This window comes from Chryseosolibacter indicum, assembly GCF_018598585.1.
GTDB lineage: Bacteria > Bacteroidota > Bacteroidia > Cytophagales > Cyclobacteriaceae > Chryseosolibacter > Chryseosolibacter indicus.
Genome location: NZ_JAHESD010000032.1, coordinates 35,104 through 59,094, shown reverse-complemented (window position 1 = coordinate 59,094; position 23,991 = coordinate 35,104). Strand labels below are relative to the sequence as shown.

Genomic DNA, 23,991 nt, shown 5'->3' with positions numbered 1-23,991 from the left:
TAGTTCTACAGGTGAGGAGCCTTATACTTTAATTATGGTTTTGGAAGAATTCAGGAAGAGATATCCTAATTTAAAGTATAACCTGCTGGCATCCGATGTTTCGTTGCGTGTAATGCAGACGGCGTACAACGGAATATATACAGTAGACAAGATAGCAGGAATTAATAATGAACTGAAGCGTAATTATTTCCTTCGTAGCAAGATTCAACAAGAATTGGTGAGGATTAAACCCCAGTTCAGGAGGAACGTGACCTATAAGCGGATTAATTTAATAAATGATTCTTTTGGATTGCATCCCCATGGATTCGATGTAATCTTTTGTAGGAATGTGCTTATCTACTTTGATAAACAACGTCAAGAGTCTGTTATAAGAAAGTTTGCAGCACACCTCCGGCCAGGCGGATTATTATTTTTAGGTCACAGTGAATCTATCATGGGAATGGACGTACCTTTTAAACAAATAAGGCCAACAACATATCAGCGAATAGGTTGAGAGTTAGAAGGGTTAGAAAACAAGTTATTAGGGAACGCTTATATGAAGAAGGCGATTAAAGTTTTAATAGTAGATGATTCAGCTTTAGTGCGGCAGACGTTAACGGAAATTATAAGCACAGATCCGTCATTAGAGGTTATGGGCAAAGCTGCAGATCCTCTTTTTGCTGTTCAACACATTAGAAAAGATATTCCCGATGTTATTACCCTTGACATTGAGATGCCGAGAATGGATGGCATTACTTTTCTAAAAACATTAATGGCTCAATGTCCCGTTCCAGTTGTGGTAATATCCAGTCTAACACAACGGGGGAGCACCCTCGCATTGCAGGCTCTTGAGTATGGGGCAGTAGAAATTGTTGCAAAGTCAGAAATTCGCAATACGAAAGAGTACCTCGAGGAGTCAAGGATGAGAATTACGGATGCGATAAAGGCAGCCTACATGGTACCCGTTAAACGTATGGGTATAAGACCAAAGGTACAATCACAAATGCCCATTGCTAAAAAGCCGACAGGCATGTACAGAACTACTGATAAAATAATAGCAGTAGGTGCGTCAACCGGAGGTACAGAGGCGTTGCGTTACTTTCTTACCAGGCTACCTGTTACTTGTCCTGGTGTACTTGTTACACAACACATGCCTGCAGGATTTACAAAGTCTTTTGCCGATAACCTCAATCAACAATGTGGCATTACTGTTACTGAAGCGGTTAACGGAGAACGAATTTTACGTGGCTATGCCTACATTGCGCCGGGAGGAAAGCACATGGAAATGGTTAGAAGTGGAGCACAGTACTTTATCAAAATAAGTGATGGAGGGCTTGTAAATAGGCATAAACCATCTGTTGATGTACTTTTTAATTCGGTAGCAACCCATGCAGGACAAAATGCAGTAGGCATACTTATGACGGGAATGGGACGTGATGGCGCTCAGGGGTTATTAACAATGAAAGAGAACGGCGCTAAAACTATTGCACAGGATGAAAAGACAAGTGTGGTTTTTGGAATGCCCAAAGAAGCAATAAAACTAGGGGCCGCAGATTACATTTTATCTCTCCATGAAATGCCTCAAAAGGTGTTAGCCTTTTACTAGTATTGCCAATCTTCAAAGGAATATTGTTGTTCAACTGTAGAATTCTTCAACAACTCGATAAGGCTGTTTACATCGGTTTTTTTAGTTGAAACCCAATTCATTCAATGAAACTTTTTTAATGTATTTCTGCAGGTCTCTTTCAGTTACCGCGCTGATTCTCGTTACTTTTCGTTCTTCTATATTGTAATATTCTTCGATAAAGAAACCATCCCACGAGTATAATTTCACTTTGTAGTTAAAAAATGAAATTACTGTAACATAATCGGCATACCTTTTCAGAATAGTGCCTTTTGTTTTAAAGCTTAATTTGTCAAACACCTCCATAATCTTCCCTGTTTTGTGAAAGCAATTAATATTATTATGCCAGGCTTTTTGCGGAAGCATCCATAAGAAGATTTGCCGGTGGCATTATTTTTAAATATTAAAAGAAAAAGAAATAGGATGAATATAGTAGGGCCGATAATATTAGTAGATGATGACCATGACGATCACGAGATTATTAAATCAATTTGTGAGAACTTGGGCGTATGCCAATATTTAAAGTTTTTTGACAATGGGTTTGATCTGGTTAGTTATTTGAAAACTTCAGGTGAAACACCTTTTTTAATACTATGTGACATTAATATGCCACATATAAATGGCATGGCCCTACGTAAATTAATTAGCGAAGATGCATTTCTTAAAAGGAAAAGTATTCCGTTTATTTTCTTTTCTACTGCGGCCACTCCTGATCAAGTAAAGGAAGCATATGAAGATTTAACAGTGCAAGGTTTTTTTATTAAAGGAAATACTTTTCAGGATACAGAAAGAAGATTTAAAAATATACTCCAATACTGGAGTGATTGTAAGCATCCCAATTCGATTCAAAATTAGATCACGTAAATACCAGCCTCTCTTTCGAAAGAGAAAGATTATTATTTGAAAGAATTCTCTTCAGGATATTCTGAAGATCTTCAAATCGGTGGGGCTTACGTATAAACCCATATGCTCCCAACTCAAATGAACGGTTTATATCTTTCTCATAATTGGAGGTAGTGTAGATTATAACGGGAATGGTTCTTAATACCGATACCTTTTTAATCTCTTCAAGGAATTGAAATCCGGTCATTCCTGGCATGTTCAAATCCAGAAAAATGTAATCTGGAAAGAATAGGAGATTATTGTTAATCAGCTCAAGGGCATCTGCTCCGTCTTTTGCAGTTTCGTACTCAACGGGAATATCAAGTGAGTCAAGGGCCGATGTAAAGACCATTTTGTCATCTTCATCGTCATCTACTACAACAATATTCATGTAATGCGATAATTGTTTTAAATTCTCTTATTTTAATTAATTTATTCCAATCCGCCCTCCTGAACAAATTGTAATTCTATCAAATTGAAATAAGCTCACGTTTTCTTTTACTATCCTTGATCAGAGAATATCATAACATAAAAGTTACCTTCATAAAAACTCATACCAACAGTTCGCATTGGAGGTTAAGTTAGGGATGTGGAATGCAATTTTTTGCCGTAAGGTTCGAAATCAAAGCAAACCTTCCTGTTATGATCTTATATGCTTCACCGAAGACTAGGAAAAACAACAATGTAAACTATCTTGCAGCCCATATCTGTAAACAAGCGGTTTAAGATCTAAATATGCACGGTATTTCACCTTCGTATAGTACCAGTCCCGAGGAAAGGATTGAAAGGCTTAACTATGCCCTCAACGCAGCTGAAATAGGAACATGGAATTTTTATCCCATTGAAAACCTGGTAGAGTGGGATGAACGTTGCAGGGAATTGTACGGCTTCCCGCCAGAAAAGCAAATCAGTTATGAACAGGTTATTGAATACATCCATGCCGATGACCGGGAAAAAGTACGCATAGCAGTAGTGAAAGCCCTTGAGGTAAGCTCAGGAGGTTTATATGATGTTCAGTTTAGAACAACCGGAGCGAAGGATAAAAGGCTAAGATGGCTCCATTGCAAGGGTAAAGCATATTTTAATAACGAAGGGGTACCTTACCGACTTTCTGGAATTGCCCAGGATATTACCTCAACTGTTATCGAAAAGGAAAGAAGTGCCCTTTCCGAAAAGATTGCACAGGTAGCATTGGAAAACACCAATTCCGGATATTTTCTAACTTACCTCGGCACCGATATTATAGAATTATCCCCTGCCAGTGCAAGAATATTTACAGGCACGCCACGAAGTGATCTTAAACGTACCGATCTTGTTAATCGTATTCATCCCGACGATATTCCTATACGAGCGAAGGCGTATGAAGAAGCTGAAAAAACAGGAAGGCTTCATTACGAGGCACGTGCAATTTGGGACGATGGCTCAGTTCATTGGTTCCGCGCCCTGGGGGCATATCTGAACGATGCTTCAGGGAAACCCTATTTACTCACAGGAACTTTATTTGATATTACAATTGAACACCAGCGTAGGAAAGCTCTAGAGGATGTTGAAGATTTATTGGCTATTGCTTTCAACAGTGCCTTTATAGGGATGGCTTTCTGCGACCAGGAAGGAAGCTTTTTAAAAGTTAACGCTGCCTATGCACAACTTCTCGGGTATTCAGAGCAAGAATTAAGCGGTCTCAATTTCAACGATATTACTCATCCTGATGATAGAAGCAGGAGTAATGAAGTTTTCCAGGAATTGGTATCAGGGAAACGCCAAAGCTTGAATTTAATTAAGCGGTACGTTCAGAAAGACGGAGCAATTCGTTGGGTTCAGATTAATGTTACTCCTATTAAATCTGAAGCGTATACCGAACTTCGGCTTCTTGCTATAGTTAACGATATAAGCGCTGAAATGCAAAATGAACGGGCTTTGGCAGAAAGTCAGGCTATGTTCAAGAATGTTGCAAACAGTGCCCCAACAGGCTTATGGCTATCAGATGAAAGTGGTAGCTTGTCTTACGTTAATGAAACATTGATAGAGTGGTCTGGCGTACCATACGATTCTCTTCTTAATAAAGGCTGGCTGGATGTAATTATTGAAGAGGACCGTGAGAATAGCTACAAGGTTTTTTCTGATGCTGTGACGCGAAGAGAGCATTATGACGTCATGTTCAGAATGAGAAAAGTTAATGGCGAGGTTATCTGGTGTCGGGCTGCAGGCGATCCTTACTACAATTCAGATGGAAGTTATGCCGGGCATGCAGGTTATTGCATGGACATCAACGAGCTTATAACGGTTACTAACAAAATAAAGGCAGGCGAAGCACAATTCCGGAATATGATCGAGCAGGCCCCCATGGCTATCAGCTTGCTCACCGGAAGAGACATGATTATTGAAGTGGGTAACGACAAAATATTTGAAATCTGGGGTAAAGAGCCTTCAATTACAGGGAAGAAACTTGTCGATGCGTTGCCAGAAATAAAAGAGCAAGGTTTTATTGAGTTGCTGGAACAGGTATATGATAACGGGAAGCCAATCTTTGGCAATGGAACCCTGGCCAAACTGATGCGAAAAGGTAAGCTGGAAGAAGCTTACTTTGATTTCACCTATACCCCAATGCGCGACGGCGAAAAGGTAACAGGTGTTATGGTAATGGCAACAGAGGTAACTCAGCAGGTTAATGCACGAAAGGCGTTAGAGATAAGTGAGGCGCGTTTCAGAAGTCTTATAGAAGAGGCACCCTTTGCAACAGCCTTATATGTTGGTAGAGACTTAATCATAGAAACGGCAAATGATGAAATGATTAAGGTTTGGGGTAAAGATAGTAGTGTCATAGGAATGCGTCTTGAAGACGCATTGCCTGAACTTGAGGGCCAACCATTTCTTCAAATACTTGATAACGTCTATACCACGGGCGAAGCATATCATGCCACTGGCGAAAAGGTTGATCTGGTTGTAAACGGAAAGCTAGATACCTTTTATTTTAACTTTACTTACAAGCCCTTAAGGGATAAGCAGGGCCATGTTTACGCCATCTTAAATATGGCTGTGAATGTAACAGAACAGGTTATTTCAAGACAGAAACTTGAAGAGAGCGAACTGTTTTCACGCAGTATTATTGAAAACTCCCCTGTTGCCAAACTTGTATTGGTAGGTGAGGAAATGGTAATTACAACTGTCAATAAAAACATGTTGCAGATGTTAGGCCGCGAGGCATCTGTAATAGGGAAAAATTTCTTTGATGTTCTCCCTGAATTGGCGACTACACCATTAGCTGAACATTTAAGCAATGTATATAAGACCGGAGAAACATATGTACACCCGGAAGAGAAATTGGAGTTAATAAAATATGGTGTACCTTATACGGGTTATTACAACTACATATATAAGGCGTTGTATAATACTTCAAAGAAAATATATGGTATAATCATTACAGCTACTGAAGTTACAGACCAGGTTCTTGCAAGAGAAAGAATTGTTGAGGCAGAAGCAATACTAAGAGGTGCGCTCGAGCTTGCAGAACTTGCAACCTGGAGTATTGATATTCAAAAAAGCACCATGATGTTGTCAGAACGCTTCCAACAATGGATGGGTTATAATAATACTACCGTAACCATAGAGGAAGGATTGTCACCTGTACCTGATGATTACAGGCAACAGGTAAGTGACGCCATAAACGAGGCAGTTAAACCAGGATCGAAAGGAATATACCAGATAGAGCATCCGATAGTTAATAAACTAAACGGTCAGGTAAGAATAATTACTGTTCAAGGGCAGGTGTTTTACGATGAATCGGGTAAACCTCTTGTCCTTCGCGGTACTGCCCAGGATATAACAAAGCAAAGAAGGCTACAGCACGAACTCGAACGTTTGGTACAACTTCGCACGGAAGAACTGGCAGCAAGTAATGAAGAACTGCAGTCTACCAACGAGGAACTGGCTACTACAAACGAAGAGTTAGCGGAAGCGAATGAGAACCTGATCCATTCAAATCAGGAATTAGAGCAGTATGCTTATGTAGCCAGTCATGACTTGCAAGAACCTCTCAGGAAAATCAGAACATTTTCCGATTTGCTTGTAAAGCAGGAACTTCCTGATAGAAGCAGAAAGTGGATTGATAAGATTAATCAGTCAGCCGAACGTATGTCTTTGCTGATTCAGAGTTTGCTCGAGTTCTCCAGACTGCTCAAGTCTGATAAGCTCATGAATACAGTTGATCTGAATACTGTATTGCTAAACGTTATCAATGATTTTGAATTGGTTATTGAAGAGAAACACGCTGTAGTTAATGTAAAAGAACTTCCTGTTATATATGGAATAGAATTGCAAATGAATCAACTATTCCAGAACCTGTTAAGCAATGCGTTAAAATTCTCTGACAAAGAGGTGTCGCCTGTTATTACGGTAGCTTGTGCGTCCATTACTTATGAAGAAGCCAGGAAACATTTGGGAAGGGCAGCAAGTTATTCCAGCTATTATCATATCACTTTTGCTGATAACGGGATTGGGTTTGAAGAGAAATATGCAGAACATGTCTTTGAAATCTTCAAACGACTTCATTCAAGAGATGTCTATCCTGGTTCGGGTATAGGCCTCGCGCTTTGTAAACGTATTGTTACAAACCACAATGGCAACATATTCGTTGAGTCAGTGGTAGGAAAGGGTACAACCTTTCACATCATTCTACCCGACAATTTAGAGCAGTACTAACTATGACAGAGCTACTGATAGGAAAATACATCAGTTCAAATGCTTTGTCATATTCCAGTATGTGAGAATAATTTTTAAAGTCTCATTCAATTGACGTAATGAATTTCCCTTTTCAAAGAATCCCTGGATGCTAAGATCACAAACCTGTGCTATAAACGGAGAAGGAGAGGTGGAGATAAAGACAAATGGAATGCATTTCTTTTTTAAAATCTCACATTGGTCAATTTTCCTTTTAAAGGTTATTCCATCCATTTTCGGCATGTTAATGTCAGACAGAATAAGAAAGGGATCGGTTGCTGTTTGGTAAAGAAAGTCCAGAGCCTCTTCACCATTTTTAAAAACTTTAATGTCGTTCTGGATTCCCAATTCTTTCAGGGTTAAAAGAATTAACTCCTGATCGTCCGCGTCATCTTCAACCAGCACTAGTGGGCCTTCCTTTCGCATATTGTTTACGTAGTTCACTGCTAGTACGAACTGTTTGTGGTACCTTGAAGTTCCTTGATAAAATGAAATAAGTTATATTTTATTGCATCCGATTGTTTCAGTAAGCGCATCAAGCGATCTATTCTATTGTTCAAGCGCATGGTTGCCTCACACTAACCAACAGGAAGGTAGATATCAAATTTTGCTCCTTCACCTGGCATCCCATGAGCAACAATAGCACCTTCATGGTTTTCCATTATCTTTTTACAGATTGCCAGGCCTATACCTGTTCCTGCATACTCATCCTTATGATGTAAGCGGTAGAAGATGTCAAACAGGCGCTGGCTGTAAGCAGGGTCAAAACCAATTCCATTGTCTTGTAGTGATATTTTAAAATAGTCAACGTTATGAATAAGCGCGACGTCTTTTTCATCACTACCTCTAAGGGTGGTAAAGCTAACGGAGACTACCGGCAATACATTTGGCTTGGTAAACTTCAGTGAGTTTGCAATCAGATTTGTAAACAATTGATTCATCTGGTGAGGGATGGCTCGAACGTTACCGGGCAATGAAATAAGTTGTAATCTTGCTTTTTTATCACTGAACTCTTCGTGTAAATTCTCCAGCACCTCATTCAGCGTCGCCTGCAAGTCTACGATCTGAAAGTAACCCTCCTTGTTTTCCATGAGAGAATAAGTAAGGATGTCATCTACAAGGTTCTGCATCCGCTCCGCAGATTTTTGAATCCGTTCAATCGAGTTTCTTAATTGATTAGATAATGAATCAATTTCTTCATTCATTATCTTGTCAGTAAACAACCTGATCTTTCTCAAAGGCTCTTTTAAGTCATGAGACGTAATCCAGTTGATATTAGAAAGCTCCTGATTTGCTTTCTGAAGTCTTTCATTTAATAACCGGTGTCTTTGTTCCTCCTGGCGTACGTGAATGAGATGAAAGTAGTTTTGAAGTGTTGTAGCAAAACGCGATGCTGCATTTACTTCAGAAGGCCTCCATTCATGACTCTGATACCGAACCTTCTCCTTCCATAAAGCAAACGACGAACGCGGTGCCAGTTCATTTGTTGCTTTTCGCAGAACAGCCTCATTGGGGTTACCGGCCCAGTTAACCGTTCGTTCTACTTCTTCCCTAAACCAGATAATACAGCTTTCCTTTACTTTTCCTAACGCGTGAAAGAGAATGCCACTGGCGTAACGACTAATACTTTTGGCATCCGGATAACGTGTATGAAGAGCAGAAGTAGCGAATTGTACGCTACTTATGTTCTTATCTATCCATTCAATTAATGCAAGTGTTTTCTCAGAAGGTGGAACTATGCCTTGCTCAAACAGTTTACCATTATATAGAATCACAGCTCCTGAAGCATTAGCAACAGCAAGAAGGGAATTGAACTGCTCAAATTTCAATGCAAATTCTTCATCTATATTGATCTTATTAAGCAATTGCTGAAGGTGTGCTTCAACAACAATGTTAACATTATATTCTTCAGCAACCTGTCTTACTTTTATTTGTGAAGCAAGAAATTTACTTTGTAATAAGGCGGAGACACGTTTTTCATAAGGGAGCTTTTTGGGTGAGTAGTGATGGCAGGCAATTAATCCCCATAGTCTTTCATCCTGTAATAGAGATATTGTTAAAGTTGCATGAACACCCATATTTTTAAGATACTGGATATGGATAGGCGAAACACTTCGCAAACCAACATCGCTTAAATCAACATCAGAAGCTGAGCTGTTATTAAAAGTAACAATAGGTACAGGGTTGTAATTCACATCCGGTATCATACGAACGAGGTTGCGAACGTAAAGGACTCTTGCCTGTGCTGGAATATCTGTATGCGGATAGTGAAGTCCGAGAAACGGTTCAAGGTCATCGCGCTTACTTTCGGCATAGACTTCACCATTATATTCTCTGTCAAAGCGATAGATCATAACCCTGTCATATCCTGTCAGCTGCTGTATATGGTATGCTACCCGTTGGCAGAGATCTCTCAGATTTGTAGCCCGTTCTGCTGCGGTCATGAAGTTAAAAGAACGTTCAAACAACTGATGTCTCTCTTCATCGGCATCAACACTAGGCTCAATTTCCAGCAAGACAAGGTTATCTATATAACGGTAAATAATGTCATATTTCTTCTCATGTATCAAAAATGAACACGGATAAGATTGCAAGGGGTTGTTGTTAAAACAGGTTAATAAAGTTTGCCATTCGTGGCCTAACACACTTTCCAGTGATTTATTTAACATCTTCTCTGGTGTAAGCCGAAAAATATCAGCAGTGTTAGCGCTACAATACCTTATTATATAATCATTAGTATCGGCAACCAGCAATACACCATGAGGCTGAATGCTTCCTGGGATGTGGATAGGCTCGCTTTCACAAGTTGTTATATGGGTTACGTCTTTGTTTACAATATCTTTTAGAGTCATGTGCTACTGCGGATGATGCCCGTTCAACGGGGACGTGCATTTTATTAATTTATTTCCAACATTTATTATGGATTGTACCAAAAATTCTTTGCTGCCTGCATGTGATATATATAACAGCATTTTAAACAGTTTGTTTATTTTTTGTTGCAAAACCAATGCTTGGAAAATGCAGTAATTGAAAGTATTAACCGGCAATTAAGCGACTTTTTTCCTTGGTTTTAATGGCAATCTTCTGTCGATACCAATTTGCATCCTACACCATTCCCATCTTCAGCTATCCGTCATACTAAAACACTGTTGCTGTTAGCTTATTTTTTATAACTTACTAGCATTACCAAAACTATATGGATAGATACATTAAATATTTTCTCATCTTACTGATTGCGTTTCTGGCAGCCAATTGTAGTATTCATCAACCTGAAGAAGAGCCTAAAAAGCGTTATACCATAGGCCAGTTTATGGATATTGTTCAGATAAACGGAGGCGCATTCTCTCCGGATGAATCGAAGATACTGATAAGCTCGAAAGAGACAGGCATTTTTAATGCTTTTGAAATCGACCTTAAGTCGGGAGAAAAAAAACAACTTACCACCTCGAAGGATAATGCGATCTTCGGGCAATCGTATTTTCCCGGAGATGATAGAATAGTTTATACCAGTGATAAGGGAGGAAACGAGATCACGCATATCTATGTGAGAAATAACAACGGCTCTACCGTTGACCTTGTCCAGGATTCTACAGCTAAAGCGCAATTCTATGGTTGGAGTTACGACAAGAAAAATATGTATTACACTTCCAACAGCCGGGATAAACGTTATTTCGATTTGTTGAAGGTTCAGGTCGAGGGGGCTCCCAAAGAAGGAAACCTTTATCCTGCCACTACCATGTATCAGAATACTGAAGGACTTGATCCGGCAGCAATCTCAAATGACGGACGTTATATAGCACTTACCAAGTCCATCACAACAAATAATTCGGATATGTACCTGCTCGATACCCAGAGCAAGCAGACAAAGCACTTGTCAAAGCACCAGGGTAATGCACAGTACGCCCCGCAGTACTTTAGTCTTGATGGAAAAAAATTATTCTACCTTACTGACGAGGGAAGTGAGTTCATGTATCTCTCAAGCTATGATGTAACAACAGGTGAGAAGAAGAAAGTTGAAGAAGCGCCGTGGGATATTATGTATGCTTACCTCTCCCGCAATGGAAAATACAGGGTTGTTGCAATAAATAATGATGCACGTACTGAAATTAAAATTTACGATGAATCCGATGGAGGTAAACAAGTTAAGGTAGAAGGGTTACCAGAAGGAGACATCACAGGTGTTAACATATCTGACAGCGAAAAGCTGATGTCATTTTATGTTTCAAGTTCCAAATCACCTGCTAATCTTTTTGTTTACAACTTCGATACTAAAGACGTAAGGCAACTGACCAATACCATGTCATCAGAAATAGATGAGAATGACCTGGTAGCTGGTGAGGTTATCAGATACAAGTCGTTCGATGGAATGGAGATTCCTGCTTTGCTCTATAAGCCAAAGGGGCTGAAAGATGGAGAAAAAGTTCCTGCTATGTTATATATACACGGTGGCCCTGGCGGACAAACAAGGTTAAACTATTCACCTGTCATTCAGCACCTGGTAAATCATGACTATGTAATACTGGCTGTTAACAACCGTGGCAGCTCAGGTTATGGTAAAACATTCTTTGCTGCAGACGATCGCAAGCATGGCGATGCAGACCTGAAGGACTGTATTGAATCGAAAAAGTTTCTTTCAAACCTGGGTTATGTTGATGCCGAAAAGATCGGAATTATGGGGGGAAGCTATGGTGGATACATGGTAATGGCCGCATTGGCTTTTGCGCCCGATGAGTTTAATGTAGGTGTTAATATATTTGGTGTTACCAATTGGCTGCGCACTTTAAAGAGCATTCCACCATGGTGGGCTTCTTTCCGCGAGGCATTGTATACAGAGCTTGGCGACCCTGTAAAGGATTCTGTTGCACTTTATAATAAGTCTCCGCTGTTCCATGCAAAAAAGATTACCAAACCTTTTATCGTATTACAGGGAAGTAACGATCCGCGCGTGCTGCAGGTGGAGTCTGATGAAATTGTGGCTGCGGCAAAAGCAAATGGAGTACCTGTAGAATATGTGGTGTTTCCAGATGAGGGCCACGGCTTCCTGAAGAAGGAAAATAACATTAAGACTTCTCAGACAATTCTCAAGTTTCTCGACATGCATTTGAAAGGTTTACCAGAAGATAAGGCAGGGGAGAAACCTGTAGCTATAAAATAATTTATACTTCTGTAATACTATCAATTAAAATGAAAGTCCCTCTTCGTTACGGAGAGGGACTTTTTATTTCAAGTACTTTGTGTGATCAGAGCGTGGCTATGTCTATGACAAAACGGTAACGAACGTCTCCTTTATTCATGCGCTCATAAGCCTTGTGAATATCTTTCATGTTGATCATCTCAATATCAGAAACAATGTCATGGGCCGCGCAGAAGTCCAGCATCTCCTGTGTCTCCGGCAAGCCTCCAATCATAGAGCCTACAATGCTTTTGCGCCCTGGGATAAGACTAAATGCTGCGAGTTGATAAGGGGTAGGAGGAGCACCAACACAAATATGAACACCATCAGTTTTGAGTAGTGCAATATACATGTTTATGTCATGAGGTGCAGATACAGTGTCAATGATAAAGTCAAAGTATCCATATACAGACTTTAGCTGTTTCTCATCTTTCGTAACCACAAACTTATGTGCACCTAATTTTTTAGCATCGTTCTCTTTAGTAGCAGATGTGCTCAGTACGGTAACCTCGGCCCCAAATGCTACACCAAACTTAACTGCCATGTGTCCTAAACCTCCCAGACCCAACACTGCCAGTTTATGTCCTTTGCCTACTTTCCAATGTCTTAACGGGGAGTAGGTTGTAATGCCAGCACACAGCAAAGGTGCGGTGGCAGCGAGATCAAGTTTGTCAGGAATGCGCAATACAAAATCTTCATGCACCACAATTTTATCTGAGTACCCACCATACGTCGGTGTTTTTTTGTCTTGCTCTATGCCATTGTAAGTTTGAGAATGTCCATTGAGGCAATATTGCTCAAGGCCTTGTTTGCAGTTTTCGCATGTACGGCAGGAATCTACAAGGCAGCCGGTACCTACCAGGTCACCCACTTTAAAGCGCGTTACTTGCGATCCCACCTGGCTCACCTTTCCGATAATTTCATGACCAGGTACCATGGGGAAAATGCCAGGGCCCCAATCGTCATTGATTTGGTGTAAATCAGAATGACATACGCCGCAATACAAAATGTCAAACTTTACGTCTTTATGGCCAACCTCGCGCCTTTCAAAATTCCAGGGGACCAGCTGCGTTTTAGGCTGCAAGGCCGCATATGCTTTTGCTTTTATCATTGGTTCTATAAATTAGGTTTACAGTATATTTATTTCTTTCGCGCTAAACTTATTAATTGTATTGAAAGAGACAAGGGAGTATTGTTAGTTTATCTTAAAGGAGGGGGCAACTAATTAGCGAGGTATTGTACCACCAAATCATTAAGAATAAGGTTCGCGCTGCTTTCAAAAATATAGGTAAAGGATTAGATCACTTTTTGCCCCGATTTAGATCACTATAGTTTCGGGTGTTAAACCTCGTTATAAAAATTCCTTATTCTGTGCTGATCAAGGCTTTTTTAATCAGTAAAATGTCTCTTATTCGTCCAGTACCTATACAGTTAGAAGGAGGTCATTTGCAATGGTGAGACGGAGATAAGTAGGACAATTATTTCTTACTGATCTTACAGGTTATGCTATTACGACTTAGGTATAGAAGAAAAATTGACAGCTAAACATAAGGCACCTGCTTGCACGAATCAAACTTCTGGTGAGGTGCTTTGCGATTCCATAAACTTATTTAATGATATAGCTTTATTTACTGGAGTAAATAATAAGGCATTACTATTCAACAACTACAGGTATTCATTGAACATGTAGAGTAAGTATACTCATGTAAGTAGAAGTACGCTCCTGGCTCTGAAGTACACGCAACGCCTCTCGTCACTTAAAATATTTTTTATATTTTTTTATAATGCATTATAGCATTTTCATTTTCTTCATTTTATAATTGCAGCGCAGGACAAAGTTTTTTAGAGAGGGTCTTTTCTTTTCCTGCGTTAAACCCCGATAGTTGTTCGGGGTTTTTCTTTTACCCATTTTCAATTCTTCAAGAGAGGAAAATTTACTGATGAAAACATTTTAATATGAAATTAATCCCGTTTTAATTTCATACTTATCTTCTAAAAGTTAGTTCTCTATCATCTGTCTCATCTTTTCCTCAATAATTATAACATAGTTTCAAAAATTTCTACAAACCGGTTTAGTTCCCACTCTGCTATACTTCAATGTTTCTATCAATAACAGGAAGGGTACACGTAACATCCAGACAAGCATGGGAGCAATGTGTTTTATTGACACGTATGCCGTTCTCAAACTTCCCGCTGGGTTATCAGGAAAATTAAACTCAGGTTTTATACAGTCGTTCTTATAAGCGTCCCTTTAATCAGTCAATAAATGCATCGAGTATCTTTAACAGAAGAATAAAAGACATTACCTGAGTTCACTTTGTTTGATTAAAGCACCACTTCTTGCATACGATAGGGAGTTTATGGTAACAGCGATCTTATTGTTGTTAGAAACTTTTCATTGCCCATCTGCTGCGTGAGTACGTGTAATAGGAGGAAAATGTGGGATGTTATGGATATTAGTCGACTACGTGGGTAGTTTGAAATCTGGAAATGAAGCAGAAAGTATTAAATGAAAAAAGCAGTGGATCCATCTGACGCCACTGCTTTTAATAAGTACGGATAAAGACCCTCTCTAAAAAACCGTACTTATGAAGTGCTAAAGATAAGCACTCGTATCTGTTATACTACAATTTGATGCCAAGATTTCGATTACTACACCGTTTTGGTTGCTGAACGGTAGTCTACGCCTTACAAACTGACATTACGATCGAACAGTGAAGTGGCTTAAACAACAGGATATGAAATACTTCTACTGCTTTTGTAGAATTTTTAAGAGTTCATATAGCACGATCCTCACTCTTAAATCTCAACGTTATTTCTTTCCCGTAATGGGATTTCGAATTTCAAAAATAGAACACCTTTCTTCTTGAGACCCTGAAATAGTAGTCCTAAAAGACATTCAAAAGGTAGTAGAAAACCTGTTATGCCGCCGTTTAGGGGGTGATTTAGGCATAAATAAGCCTCATTTCAGCCGGATGTGAGTCCGATACTAGCCGAAGTTTATCTGAACTTAAAATGTATATAACCCGTAGATAATCCGTCTCTTTAAGGTACGGGTTATATACGGGTTATCTACGGATTATATACGGGTTATCTACGGGTTATCTCGGGCTTAAATCCGGTTTAAATAGGGCTTTTACCGGGCTGAAAGAACCTTCGTAATTCGGATTATTCCGGGGTATAGTTACATCGCAAGGGGAAGGAGATTTACCGGTATTGGCAGATGTAATAGCGCACTGCAAGCAGGAGAATGTGCGTATGGATAAAGCTGAGTAGATTACTGGCTTGCAGTCAATAAAAATAACGCACACCAAAGCCTGAGGACTGATCCGGAAGTCCTTTTCAGGAGATGTTATTTCACTTGCTTATGCAACCCGCAGGCAAGATATACCGGGCTGAAAAGGCTCTTCAGACCGATTTCAAAGCCAGCTCCGCTTTAAAGTATGAAACCGAAAACACCCGTTTTACCAGTTAGGGTTAAGAGAAATAATCAAAAGTGAATAAGAAATTTGAGGAGCTGTGATTGAAGTAATAGGTACTAAAAGCTGTTTTGGATAGGTTTATCAACAAAAGCAATTATCACGGGTAGGGGCTTGTAAGTGGGGGCAATGGGTGTAAAACACTGATGCAAGACGATAAGAAGGCATAAGGGTGGACTCGGGTGGTTGACCCTTTTATTGAAATGAGAGGCAGAAACAAAGACCGTTATCGCCTGTGGGCCAACTCTAAGACTACTGCTTATCGTTTTGGTTCAGGCTCGGGTATCGGCTATACTTTACTTGATAAATTCTACTTAGTGGGCAATGTAACTTATGCAAAGCTGCAGTGCAGGGCCAAGCAGGATGGTCTTGAAGAGTGATTTAATACACCAGCATGGGTTGTTAACACTGCGGTAAGTAACGAACGTGTTTACACGAACATTGGTTTTACGATCTCTTATCGTTGACGAAGCAATTACTAATGGCGATCCTTTTTCGTAAATGGCGAATGTTCCTGCTTTCCAGGTCGTAGATGCGCATATACTATGGAAAGGAAAAAAGGTACCAGTGAAGACAGGGGGTAGTAATATTCAATCATTACTACAGATTCTTTTCTCGGGGCGCCTTCTATAGGCGGATTTTACTACTGCACAGTTTCCAATAATCTAAATAATTTATAAACGACAAGGCGATTATTCAACAAGCTGCCACTGTGTGCTTTCATTTACTGGGATGTTTGAAAACGCTGCGCGGGGCGGAAGATCAAGAAAAGGATAGGTGACTTTAGATAAGAACAATCCCTGTGGGTAAGCAGGCTCATTCATCTTCGGTGGTTCTTTGCTTATAAGAAATTGCTCGAACTCGTCTACGGTAAGTTTGTGGGTGCCTACGTGTAAGAGCCTTTGAACGATAATACGAATCATACCACTGAGAAACCGGTTAGCGGAAATATTAAACCTTAGTCTATCGCCTAAGGAATCAACGTATAGGCTAGCTGATGATATTTTGCAAATAGTAGTTCTGTGGTTGGTAAAATTTCTGCAGAAGGCGCGGTAGTCGTCATATTGGGTGAGCAGAGAAACCGCTTCTTTCATTTTAAAGATGTTCAGATTCTTTTCTTGATATGGCGCACTTACGTTATTTAGAAATGGGTCTTTGTATGTGTGGATGAAGTAATCATAGGTTCTTTTAATCGCGTCAAATCGTGCATGTTGAAGACCATCCATAGCTATCACATCAAACACTGCTATGTCTGGTGGGAGGTTCTTGTTAATCCTGAACAGCATGTCAAACTCCCAGGGCATCTCAATGTCAACATGAAAGAAGAATTGTGTTGCATGTACTTTGGCATCTGTTCTCCCGCATCCAACAATGGTAATGTTCTTTTTAAGGAGCTTACTCAGTGTGGTTTCAATAATCTGTTGAATACTATTTGCCTGCGGAAGCTTTTGCCAACCGTTATAAGCAATGCCATTATAACCTATATGAAAAAAATATCGCAATATGGTTCAGTTAAAGAATTTCCTGCAAGTTAATATATCTGCGCTTACCCTCGTGAATAGATTAATAAATGAGCATTGGGTTTACAATAAAGGATAAAACGATACGTCACTAACGATGCAAACATGCAAAGAGGATTACGCTTATCTACAACGTTTTCGGTCCGTATGAGTGTTAGGTTAATATCCTTCATGTAAAATTAATTTTATTTAAAGCTTTGGAGATAGCAACTATTATTCTTGCTTTGCGTTCATTTTTAACAAAATTGTTAAACATAAAAGATAAGTGAGCAAAGAGAAGGAGTTAGAGACTGAGGCGTTGATAAAAGATAAGGCGAAGGTACTCTTCTTTCAGAAGGGGTTATTGGATGCAACAACGCAGGAGATTGCGGATGAGGCGGGCGTTAATCGCGCACTTATTCATTACTATTTCCGATCACGTGAGCAGTTGATGGAAACATTACTGGAAGAGGTAATGCTTGAGAAACAGGAAACGATACGGGAAATTCTTAAAACTGAACATCCCTTCAAGATAAAAATTGCAAAGTTTATCGGGGCTCTCATTGATCATGGATTAAAGTATCCTTACCTGGAGAACTTTGTGATTTCAGAGACTGCAAGAAACCCAGACAGAATTAAACTATTCAGGCAAAAAGAAAAAAACAGATCTCATGAACTGGTGCGCCAGCAACTGGAGGAAGAGATCAGCAAAGGAAATATAGACCCTATTACTGCACAAAACTTTATGATCAATTTAATCTCCCTATGTAATTATCCGTTGTTAGCAAAAACCGTTATTCAATGTTTTCACGGCATGAATGACACCGAGTACCGCAAATTTCTTGTTCAAAGAAAGCAGGTAATTTATAAAGCCATATTCAATGAAGAGATGCCTGATGTTGAATGAATTTAAATGAATTAAACCATCTTATGTTAAAAGTTTTAAGAATAAGTATAGTCATACTAATCTTTACCGTATCCATTACATTTTCAGGTAATGTTGTAGCACAGGAGAACACTTCCGATAGTGTTTTACATGAAGCTACGCTTGAAAATGTTGTTAAATATGCATTGGAGCATCAGCCTGCAGTACAACAGGCGTTGCTTGATCAGCGAATTACAGAAAAAAATATCCAAGGCCGTCTGGCAGACTGGTACCCTCAGGTGAATTTCGTCTATAATTACCAGAGAAACATCCAGCTTCAAAGCAGTATTATAGGCGGAGAGGTTGTACGGTTCGGCGTTAACAACACCTCGGCTGTTCAGTTTAATGCTACACAGAATTTGTTTAACAGAGATGTTCTGCTTGCAAGTTCTACAGCCTCTAAAGTAAGGCTTCAGGCAGAACAAAATACAGTGCGGACCAAAATCGACATGACTGTTGATGTTACTAAAGCTTTCTATGATTTGCTTGCTACGCAACAACAAGTGCGCATTGGCGAAGAGGACATCATCCGGTTACAGCGTAGTTTAAAGGATGCTGAGAGCCAGTATGCTGCAGGGGTAGCAGATAAAACAGACTTTAAGCGTGCCACCATTCAGTTAGCCAATGGAAAAGCTTTATTAAAGTCGAACCAGGAACTTGTGAAATTCAAGGAGGAATATCTTAAGACCCTTATTGGCTACCCGCGCGATCAGAAGTTAAATATACTTTATGATACGCTTCAGATGGAAGAGGAGGTTTACCTGGATACACTTCAGCCGTTAAATTACAGTGAGCATATCGACTACAGAATATTGTATACACAACGCGAGTTGCAGAAGGCCAACGTAAAATATAATTACTGGAGCTTTATACCTACGCTCAGTGCATTTGGATCTTATATTCTCAATTATCAGAATAATGAGTTCAGTGAGTTGTATAGCAGAGATTATCCATATTCTTATGTCGGTGCTTCTCTTAACTTTCCTCTATTTCAGGGGGGTAAACGTATCGCGAGAATTCAGGAACAGAAGTATACTTTAAAGCGTATCGATTATGACCTTGTAAATCTGAAGAACAATTTATCTACAGAATATACACGTGCCATTGCAGCATATAAGAGTAACCTTGCCAACTATGTGGCGCTTAAAGATAACGTTGCACTTGCTACGGAAGTTTATGATGTGGTAAAGTTACAGTATACAAGTGGTGTGCGTCCATTCCTGGATGTTACTATAGCAGAAACAGATTTGCAAACCATGCGTATAAACTATTTCAATGCACTGTACCAGGTGCTGGCAAGTAAAATGGATGTTTTACGAGCTCTCGGTCAAATCAAATAATTAATCAAATCACATTACGAATATATGTTAGTTAATAATTTACAAAGGTACTCAGTTGTGCTACTGTTACTTGTTGCCGTTGCCTGTGGCAAAAATGATCAGCCAGCAATGCAAGGTCCGCCACCAGTGTCGGTAGTAGCGCAAAAGGTAATACATGCAAATGCATCTTATTATGATGAATATCCTGCCATCGTAAGAGCACTTAACGAAGTTGAGTTAAGAGCACAGGTAAACGGATATATAACAGGAATACACTTTACCGAAGGACAAAGAGTTAAAAAAGGAGAGCGGTTGTATTCTATCGATCAGCAGCAATACCAGGCTGCTTATCAACAGGCATTGGCTAATCTTCAAACACAGGAAGCCAACTTGTTAAAAGCAGAAAAAGATGTAGAGCGTTACCGCGAGCTTGATAAGCGTGATGCTATTGCCAAACAACAGGTTGATTACGCTGAGGCTACCTATTCAGCCGCACAAAAACAAGTAGAAGCTGCCAAGGCTGCTGTTAACAGCGTACAAACCAACGTGCGCTATTCTACCATTGTTGCTCCTTTTGATGGAACAATTGGTATCTCTAATGTGCGTTTGGGTGCTGCGGTATCTGCAGGACAAACCTTATTAAATACTATTTCATCAGACAATCCAATTGCAGTTGATGTGACTGTTGACCAGAGAGAAATATTCCGGTTTACACAGCTTCAGAAAAATGCAACAAGTTCTTCTGATTCAACATTTCGGTTAGCTTTTGGAGCTGATGTATATCTAGCTTCTGGTAAGATCAGTGTAATTGATCGTGCTGTTGATCCTCAGACTGGCTCTATCCGCATACGCTTAACATTCCCTAATCCTGATCATTCGCTTCGTTCAGGCATGAGTGGTACGCTTCGCGTGCAGACACATACACAGAATTCAGTAGTTATTCCGTTTGAGGCTGTCACAGAGCAACTCGGAGAGTTCTTTGTGTATGTAACTGTCGAGGATGATAAGAAAGTGTCACAACGTAAAGTTCTGCTAGGAAAACAAATAGGTAAGAATATAATTGTGAGAGAAGGATTGAAAGAAGGTGAGACCATTGTAGTAAAAGGCGTTCAGAACCTGCGTGAAGGTTCGGCTATTGCATTGGCGCAACCTGAGGCAGCTAAGTAAGAATTTTAAGATTTACAGACGTAGAAAATGATAGCAGATGTTTTTATAAAAAGGCCGGTCACTGCAATTGTAATTTCAATTGTGATTGTGCTGGTGGGGATAATAGCGATGAGTACGCTACCAATATCCCAATATCCGGATATAACGCCACCTACGGTGTCTATAACAGGCTCATACATAGGTGCGGATGCACAAACGGTTGAACAAACAACAACTACCGCCATCGAAACCCAGGTTAACGGTACACCTGGCATGTCGTACATAAGCAGTAACAGTACCGGTAGCGGACAAAGCTCCATCACGGTTACTTTTGATATAGGTACCAATATTGATATTGCTACCCTTGATGTTCAGAACAGGGTGAGCGTTGCAGAGCCAACCCTGCCTGAAATTGTGAGACGTCTCGGTATTACTGTAAGAAAACGTAACCCGAGTATCTTTATGGCGCTTGCGTTGTATTCGCCTAACGGTACCCATGATGCCACTTTCCTTGGTAACTATGCAAACATATACTTAAAGGATGCTTTGCTTCGTGTGAAGGGCGTAGGTGATATATTTTCTGTAGGTGATGATTTTAGTATGCGTGTATGGCTTAATCCTGAAAAGCTTGCCAGTATGGGTATGACCCCAGCTGATGTTACCGCAGCCCTTGCAGAGCAGAATCTTCAGATTGCTGCTGGTTCTGTAGGTGGTACACCTCAGCCTTCAAACCAGGCATTTGAGTACAACATTCTTACCAATAGCAGGATCAACAGGAAGGAGGATTTCGAAAACCTTATTGTGCGCACCAATCCGCAAACTGGTAATATGGTTTACCTGCGTGATGTTGCCCGTGTTGAATTGGCTAAATTCAATTACGGTAACAATCCGTTTGTGAATGGTAAGCGCAGCCTTCATGCTGCTTTATCTTGCTCCTGGTGCCAATGCCCTCGATACAAACGAAGGTGTTATGAAGACACTGGCTGAATTGAAGAAGAGTTTTCCTAAGGATATTGACTACCTCATTCCCGTTGAAACAACTTCCGTGGTAGAGGTTTCCATCAACGAGGTTATACATACGCTTATAGAAGCCCTTGTACTTGTAATCATAGTGGTATTCTTGTTCCTTCAGAACTGGAGAGCGACACTCATTCCGATTCTGGCTATTCCGGTATCACTTATCGGTACGTTTATATTCTTCATACCATTTGGATTTACAATTAATACCCTGACGCTATTCGCGTTCGTATTGTCAATTGGTATTGTGGTTGATGACGCGATTGTGGTGGTGGAAGCGGTTCAGCATAACATGGACCATGAAAAGTTATCGCCTAAAGACGCAACCATTAAAGCGATGCGCGAGATTTCGGGCCCTGTAATCGCGATCGCGTTAATTCTTACCGCGGTATTCGTGCCTGTAGGCTTTGTGCCTGGTATTGTAGGCAAGCTCTATCAACAGTTTGCTATTACTATTGCAGTATCAGTTCTTATCTCTGCCTTCGTAGCACTTTCTTTAACACCTGCATTGTGTATGCTTATGCTGAAGCCCGCTGATAAGAATGAAAAGAAGAATTTCCTTGACCGTTTCTTCGATCGCTTTAACAACTGGTTTGGAAAAGTTACAGGCTCATATACAAACGGTGTACATACCTGGATAAAGAAGACACCGTACGTAATGGTGATGATGGTGGTTCTATTTGTAGGTCTGTTCTTGCTGTTCAAGAACAAGCCAACAGGTTTCATTCCAACAGAAGATGAGAAACGTGTTATTGTTGCCTTCGAATTGCCAGAGGGAAGTTCTACAACACGTAGTATAGACCTTATCCTTGAACTACAGAAACGTATCAAGGCCATTCCTGCAGTACACACAGCCGGAGGTTTAGCAGGGCTGAACGTACTTACGTTCTCTAACAAATCAAATACCGGTACGGTATTCATTAACCTTAAACACTGGGATGAACGCAATCCTGAAACAGAAAGTGTTCCTGCTGTTATTGCGGAAATACAGCGACGCACGGCAGACATTAAAAATGCACGTATTATAGCTATTGCGCCACCTGCCATTCCCGGTCTTGGGCAGTCTTCTGGTTTTACCTTCGAGTTGCAGCAGACAACAAGTACAGATGATATTAAACAGTTTGAGGGTGTGCTTCATAAGTTTTTAGGCGCTGTAAATCAGCGTCCTGAAATTGCTATGGCGTACTCATTCTTTACTGCGAGAACGCCCAGCTATCAGGTTGATGTAGATAAAGAGAAAGCGAAAAAATTGGGTGTATCTGTTGCAGATGCCTATAGCACGCTGTCTACATTACTCGGTAGTAGTTATGTGAATGACTTCAACGTTTATGGAAGAAACTTCCGCGTGGTAGCACAGGCTGATACTTTGTATAGAAAGAACATAGATGACATTGGGAAGTATCGTGTGCGTAACAGTGCAGGTAATATGGTTCCGCTCAGTGCTTTAATTACTACCAAAGTAATAGAAACGCCTGCTCTTGTAACTCACTATAATCTATACCGTTCTGCTGAAATAATGGGAGCTCCTAAACCGGGATATAGTAGCGGTGAAGCCATAAAAGCGTTGGAAGAAGTTGCCGCACAGGTATTGCCTGTAGGTTATAGCTACGAATTTTCTGGTATGAGCCGTGAAGAGATTAAAGCAGGTAACAGTACATTGCTTATCTTTTCGATCTCAATTGTATTCGTGTTCCTTTTCCTTGCTGCGCTATACGAGAGCTGGTCAGTTCCATTCTCGGTTATCTTTGCGGTGCCTATTGGTGCATTGGGTTCTATTCTTACATTAACGTTTATGCCTAACCTTACCAATAATATTTATGCGCAGATAGGGTTAATAACGTTGATTGGTCTGGCAGCGAAGAATGCGATTTTGATTGTTGAATTTGCCAAGGAACGTGTTGACCGCGGGATGGAGATCGTTGCTGCTACACTTGAAGCAGTACAGTTACGTCTTCGGCCAATTATTATGACGTCGCTGGCATTTATTCTTGGTGTGTTGCCTTTGGCATTCTCATCAGGCGCAGGAGCGGAAGCGCGTAAAACCATAGGATGGACAGTGGCAGGAGGGATGGTGGCGGCCAGCTCGCTCGCTATCTTCGTGGTTCCTGTACTTTATGTGTTGATTACTAAGATTGCTTATCGGAATAAAAAGAAAGAGTTACAGGGTTCTTAAAATTCAGATAAGATGTTGTGCTAAGAGGGGCTACTGTCAAGGTAGTCTCTCTTTTTTTG

15 protein-coding genes and 1 pseudogene are annotated in these 23,991 nt (G+C 40.2%); 10 read left to right on the top strand and 6 right to left on the bottom strand.

Features of this window, described 5'->3' with window-relative positions; all coding sequences use genetic code 11:
• On the top strand, positions 1 to 493 hold a 493-nt coding region (locus KK060_RS14500; protein ID WP_254154475.1), incomplete at its 5' end, for a CheR family methyltransferase.
• Between the two features lie 42 nt (positions 494 to 535).
• Entirely contained in the window at positions 536 to 1,585 is a 1,050-nt protein-coding gene (locus tag KK060_RS14495; protein ID WP_254154474.1) for a protein-glutamate methylesterase/protein-glutamine glutaminase, read from the top strand.
• A gap of 81 nt (positions 1,586 to 1,666) precedes the next feature.
• Here the strand turns inward: KK060_RS14495 and KK060_RS14490 are convergent, their stop codons facing one another.
• Positions 1,667 to 1,909, bottom strand: a complete 243-nt coding sequence (locus KK060_RS14490; RefSeq protein ID WP_254154473.1) for a hypothetical protein — start codon at positions 1,907 to 1,909, stop codon at positions 1,667 to 1,669.
• Positions 1,910 to 1,987: 78 nt separating this feature from the next.
• Between KK060_RS14490 and KK060_RS14485 the strand changes: the two genes are divergently transcribed.
• Positions 1,988 to 2,458: a response regulator gene (locus tag KK060_RS14485; protein WP_254154472.1), complete on the top strand. Its 471-nt coding sequence runs from the start codon at positions 1,988 to 1,990 to the stop codon at positions 2,456 to 2,458.
• A gap of 1 nt (position 2,459) precedes the next feature.
• Here KK060_RS14485 and KK060_RS14480 read toward each other — a convergent pair whose 3' ends face one another.
• Entirely contained in the window at positions 2,460 to 2,876 is a 417-nt protein-coding gene (locus KK060_RS14480) for a response regulator (protein ID WP_254154471.1), read from the bottom strand.
• Between the two features lie 344 nt (positions 2,877 to 3,220).
• Here KK060_RS14480 and KK060_RS14475 point away from each other — a divergent pair, with 344 nt between their 5' ends.
• On the top strand, positions 3,221 to 7,183 hold the full coding sequence (locus KK060_RS14475) for a PAS domain-containing sensor histidine kinase (RefSeq protein ID WP_254154470.1): 3,963 nt from the start codon (positions 3,221 to 3,223) through the stop codon (positions 7,181 to 7,183).
• 30 nt (positions 7,184 to 7,213) lie between these two features.
• On the opposite strand, the gene KK060_RS14470 is transcribed toward KK060_RS14475, so the two are convergent.
• Together KK060_RS14470 and KK060_RS14465 are read right to left on the bottom strand one after the other, a co-directional pair.
• Positions 7,214 to 7,627, bottom strand: coding sequence for a response regulator (locus KK060_RS14470; protein WP_254154469.1), 414 nt, complete (start codon positions 7,625 to 7,627; stop codon positions 7,214 to 7,216).
• A 152-nt stretch (positions 7,628 to 7,779) separates the two neighbouring features.
• On the bottom strand, positions 7,780 to 10,053 hold the full coding sequence (locus tag KK060_RS14465) for an ATP-binding protein (RefSeq protein WP_254154468.1): 2,274 nt from the start codon (positions 10,051 to 10,053) through the stop codon (positions 7,780 to 7,782).
• Positions 10,054 to 10,397: 344 nt separating this feature from the next.
• On the opposite strand from KK060_RS14465, the gene KK060_RS14460 reads away from it, so the two are divergent.
• Complete coding sequence (locus KK060_RS14460) at positions 10,398 to 12,356, top strand: S9 family peptidase (protein ID WP_254154467.1); 1,959 nt, start codon at positions 10,398 to 10,400, stop codon at positions 12,354 to 12,356.
• Positions 12,357 to 12,441: 85 nt separating this feature from the next.
• Here KK060_RS14460 and KK060_RS14455 read toward each other — a convergent pair whose 3' ends face one another.
• Positions 12,442 to 13,485 carry an NAD(P)-dependent alcohol dehydrogenase gene (locus KK060_RS14455; protein ID WP_254154466.1) on the bottom strand — a complete coding sequence of 348 codons (1,044 nt, stop codon included), beginning with the start codon at positions 13,483 to 13,485 and terminating at the stop codon, positions 12,442 to 12,444.
• A gap of 2,571 nt (positions 13,486 to 16,056) precedes the next feature.
• On the opposite strand from KK060_RS14455, the gene KK060_RS14450 reads away from it, so the two are divergent.
• Complete coding sequence (locus KK060_RS14450) at positions 16,057 to 16,233, top strand: hypothetical protein (protein WP_254154465.1); 177 nt, start codon at positions 16,057 to 16,059, stop codon at positions 16,231 to 16,233.
• Between the two features lie 312 nt (positions 16,234 to 16,545).
• On the opposite strand, the gene KK060_RS14445 is transcribed toward KK060_RS14450, so the two are convergent.
• On the bottom strand, positions 16,546 to 17,355 hold the full coding sequence (locus KK060_RS14445) for a tRNA pseudouridine synthase A (protein ID WP_254154464.1): 810 nt from the start codon (positions 17,353 to 17,355) through the stop codon (positions 16,546 to 16,548).
• 283 nt (positions 17,356 to 17,638) lie between these two features.
• Here KK060_RS14445 and KK060_RS14440 point away from each other — a divergent pair, with 283 nt between their 5' ends.
• From KK060_RS14440 to KK060_RS14425, 4 genes and pseudogenes are all read left to right on the top strand, one after another.
• The gene (locus KK060_RS14440) at positions 17,639 to 18,259 is read left to right on the top strand and encodes a TetR/AcrR family transcriptional regulator (protein WP_254154463.1); all 621 of its coding nucleotides are present in this window, start codon (positions 17,639 to 17,641) and stop codon (positions 18,257 to 18,259) included.
• A gap of 23 nt (positions 18,260 to 18,282) precedes the next feature.
• Complete coding sequence (locus KK060_RS14435) at positions 18,283 to 19,617, top strand: TolC family protein (protein WP_254154462.1); 1,335 nt, start codon at positions 18,283 to 18,285, stop codon at positions 19,615 to 19,617.
• A gap of 57 nt (positions 19,618 to 19,674) precedes the next feature.
• Positions 19,675 to 20,763 (top strand): efflux RND transporter periplasmic adaptor subunit, encoded by a 1,089-nt coding sequence (locus KK060_RS14430; protein WP_254154461.1) that lies wholly within the window; start codon positions 19,675 to 19,677, stop codon positions 20,761 to 20,763.
• Between the two features lie 27 nt (positions 20,764 to 20,790).
• A pseudogene (locus KK060_RS14425) lies at positions 20,791 to 23,932 on the top strand (efflux RND transporter permease subunit).
• Positions 23,933 to 23,991 lie beyond the last annotated feature (59 nt).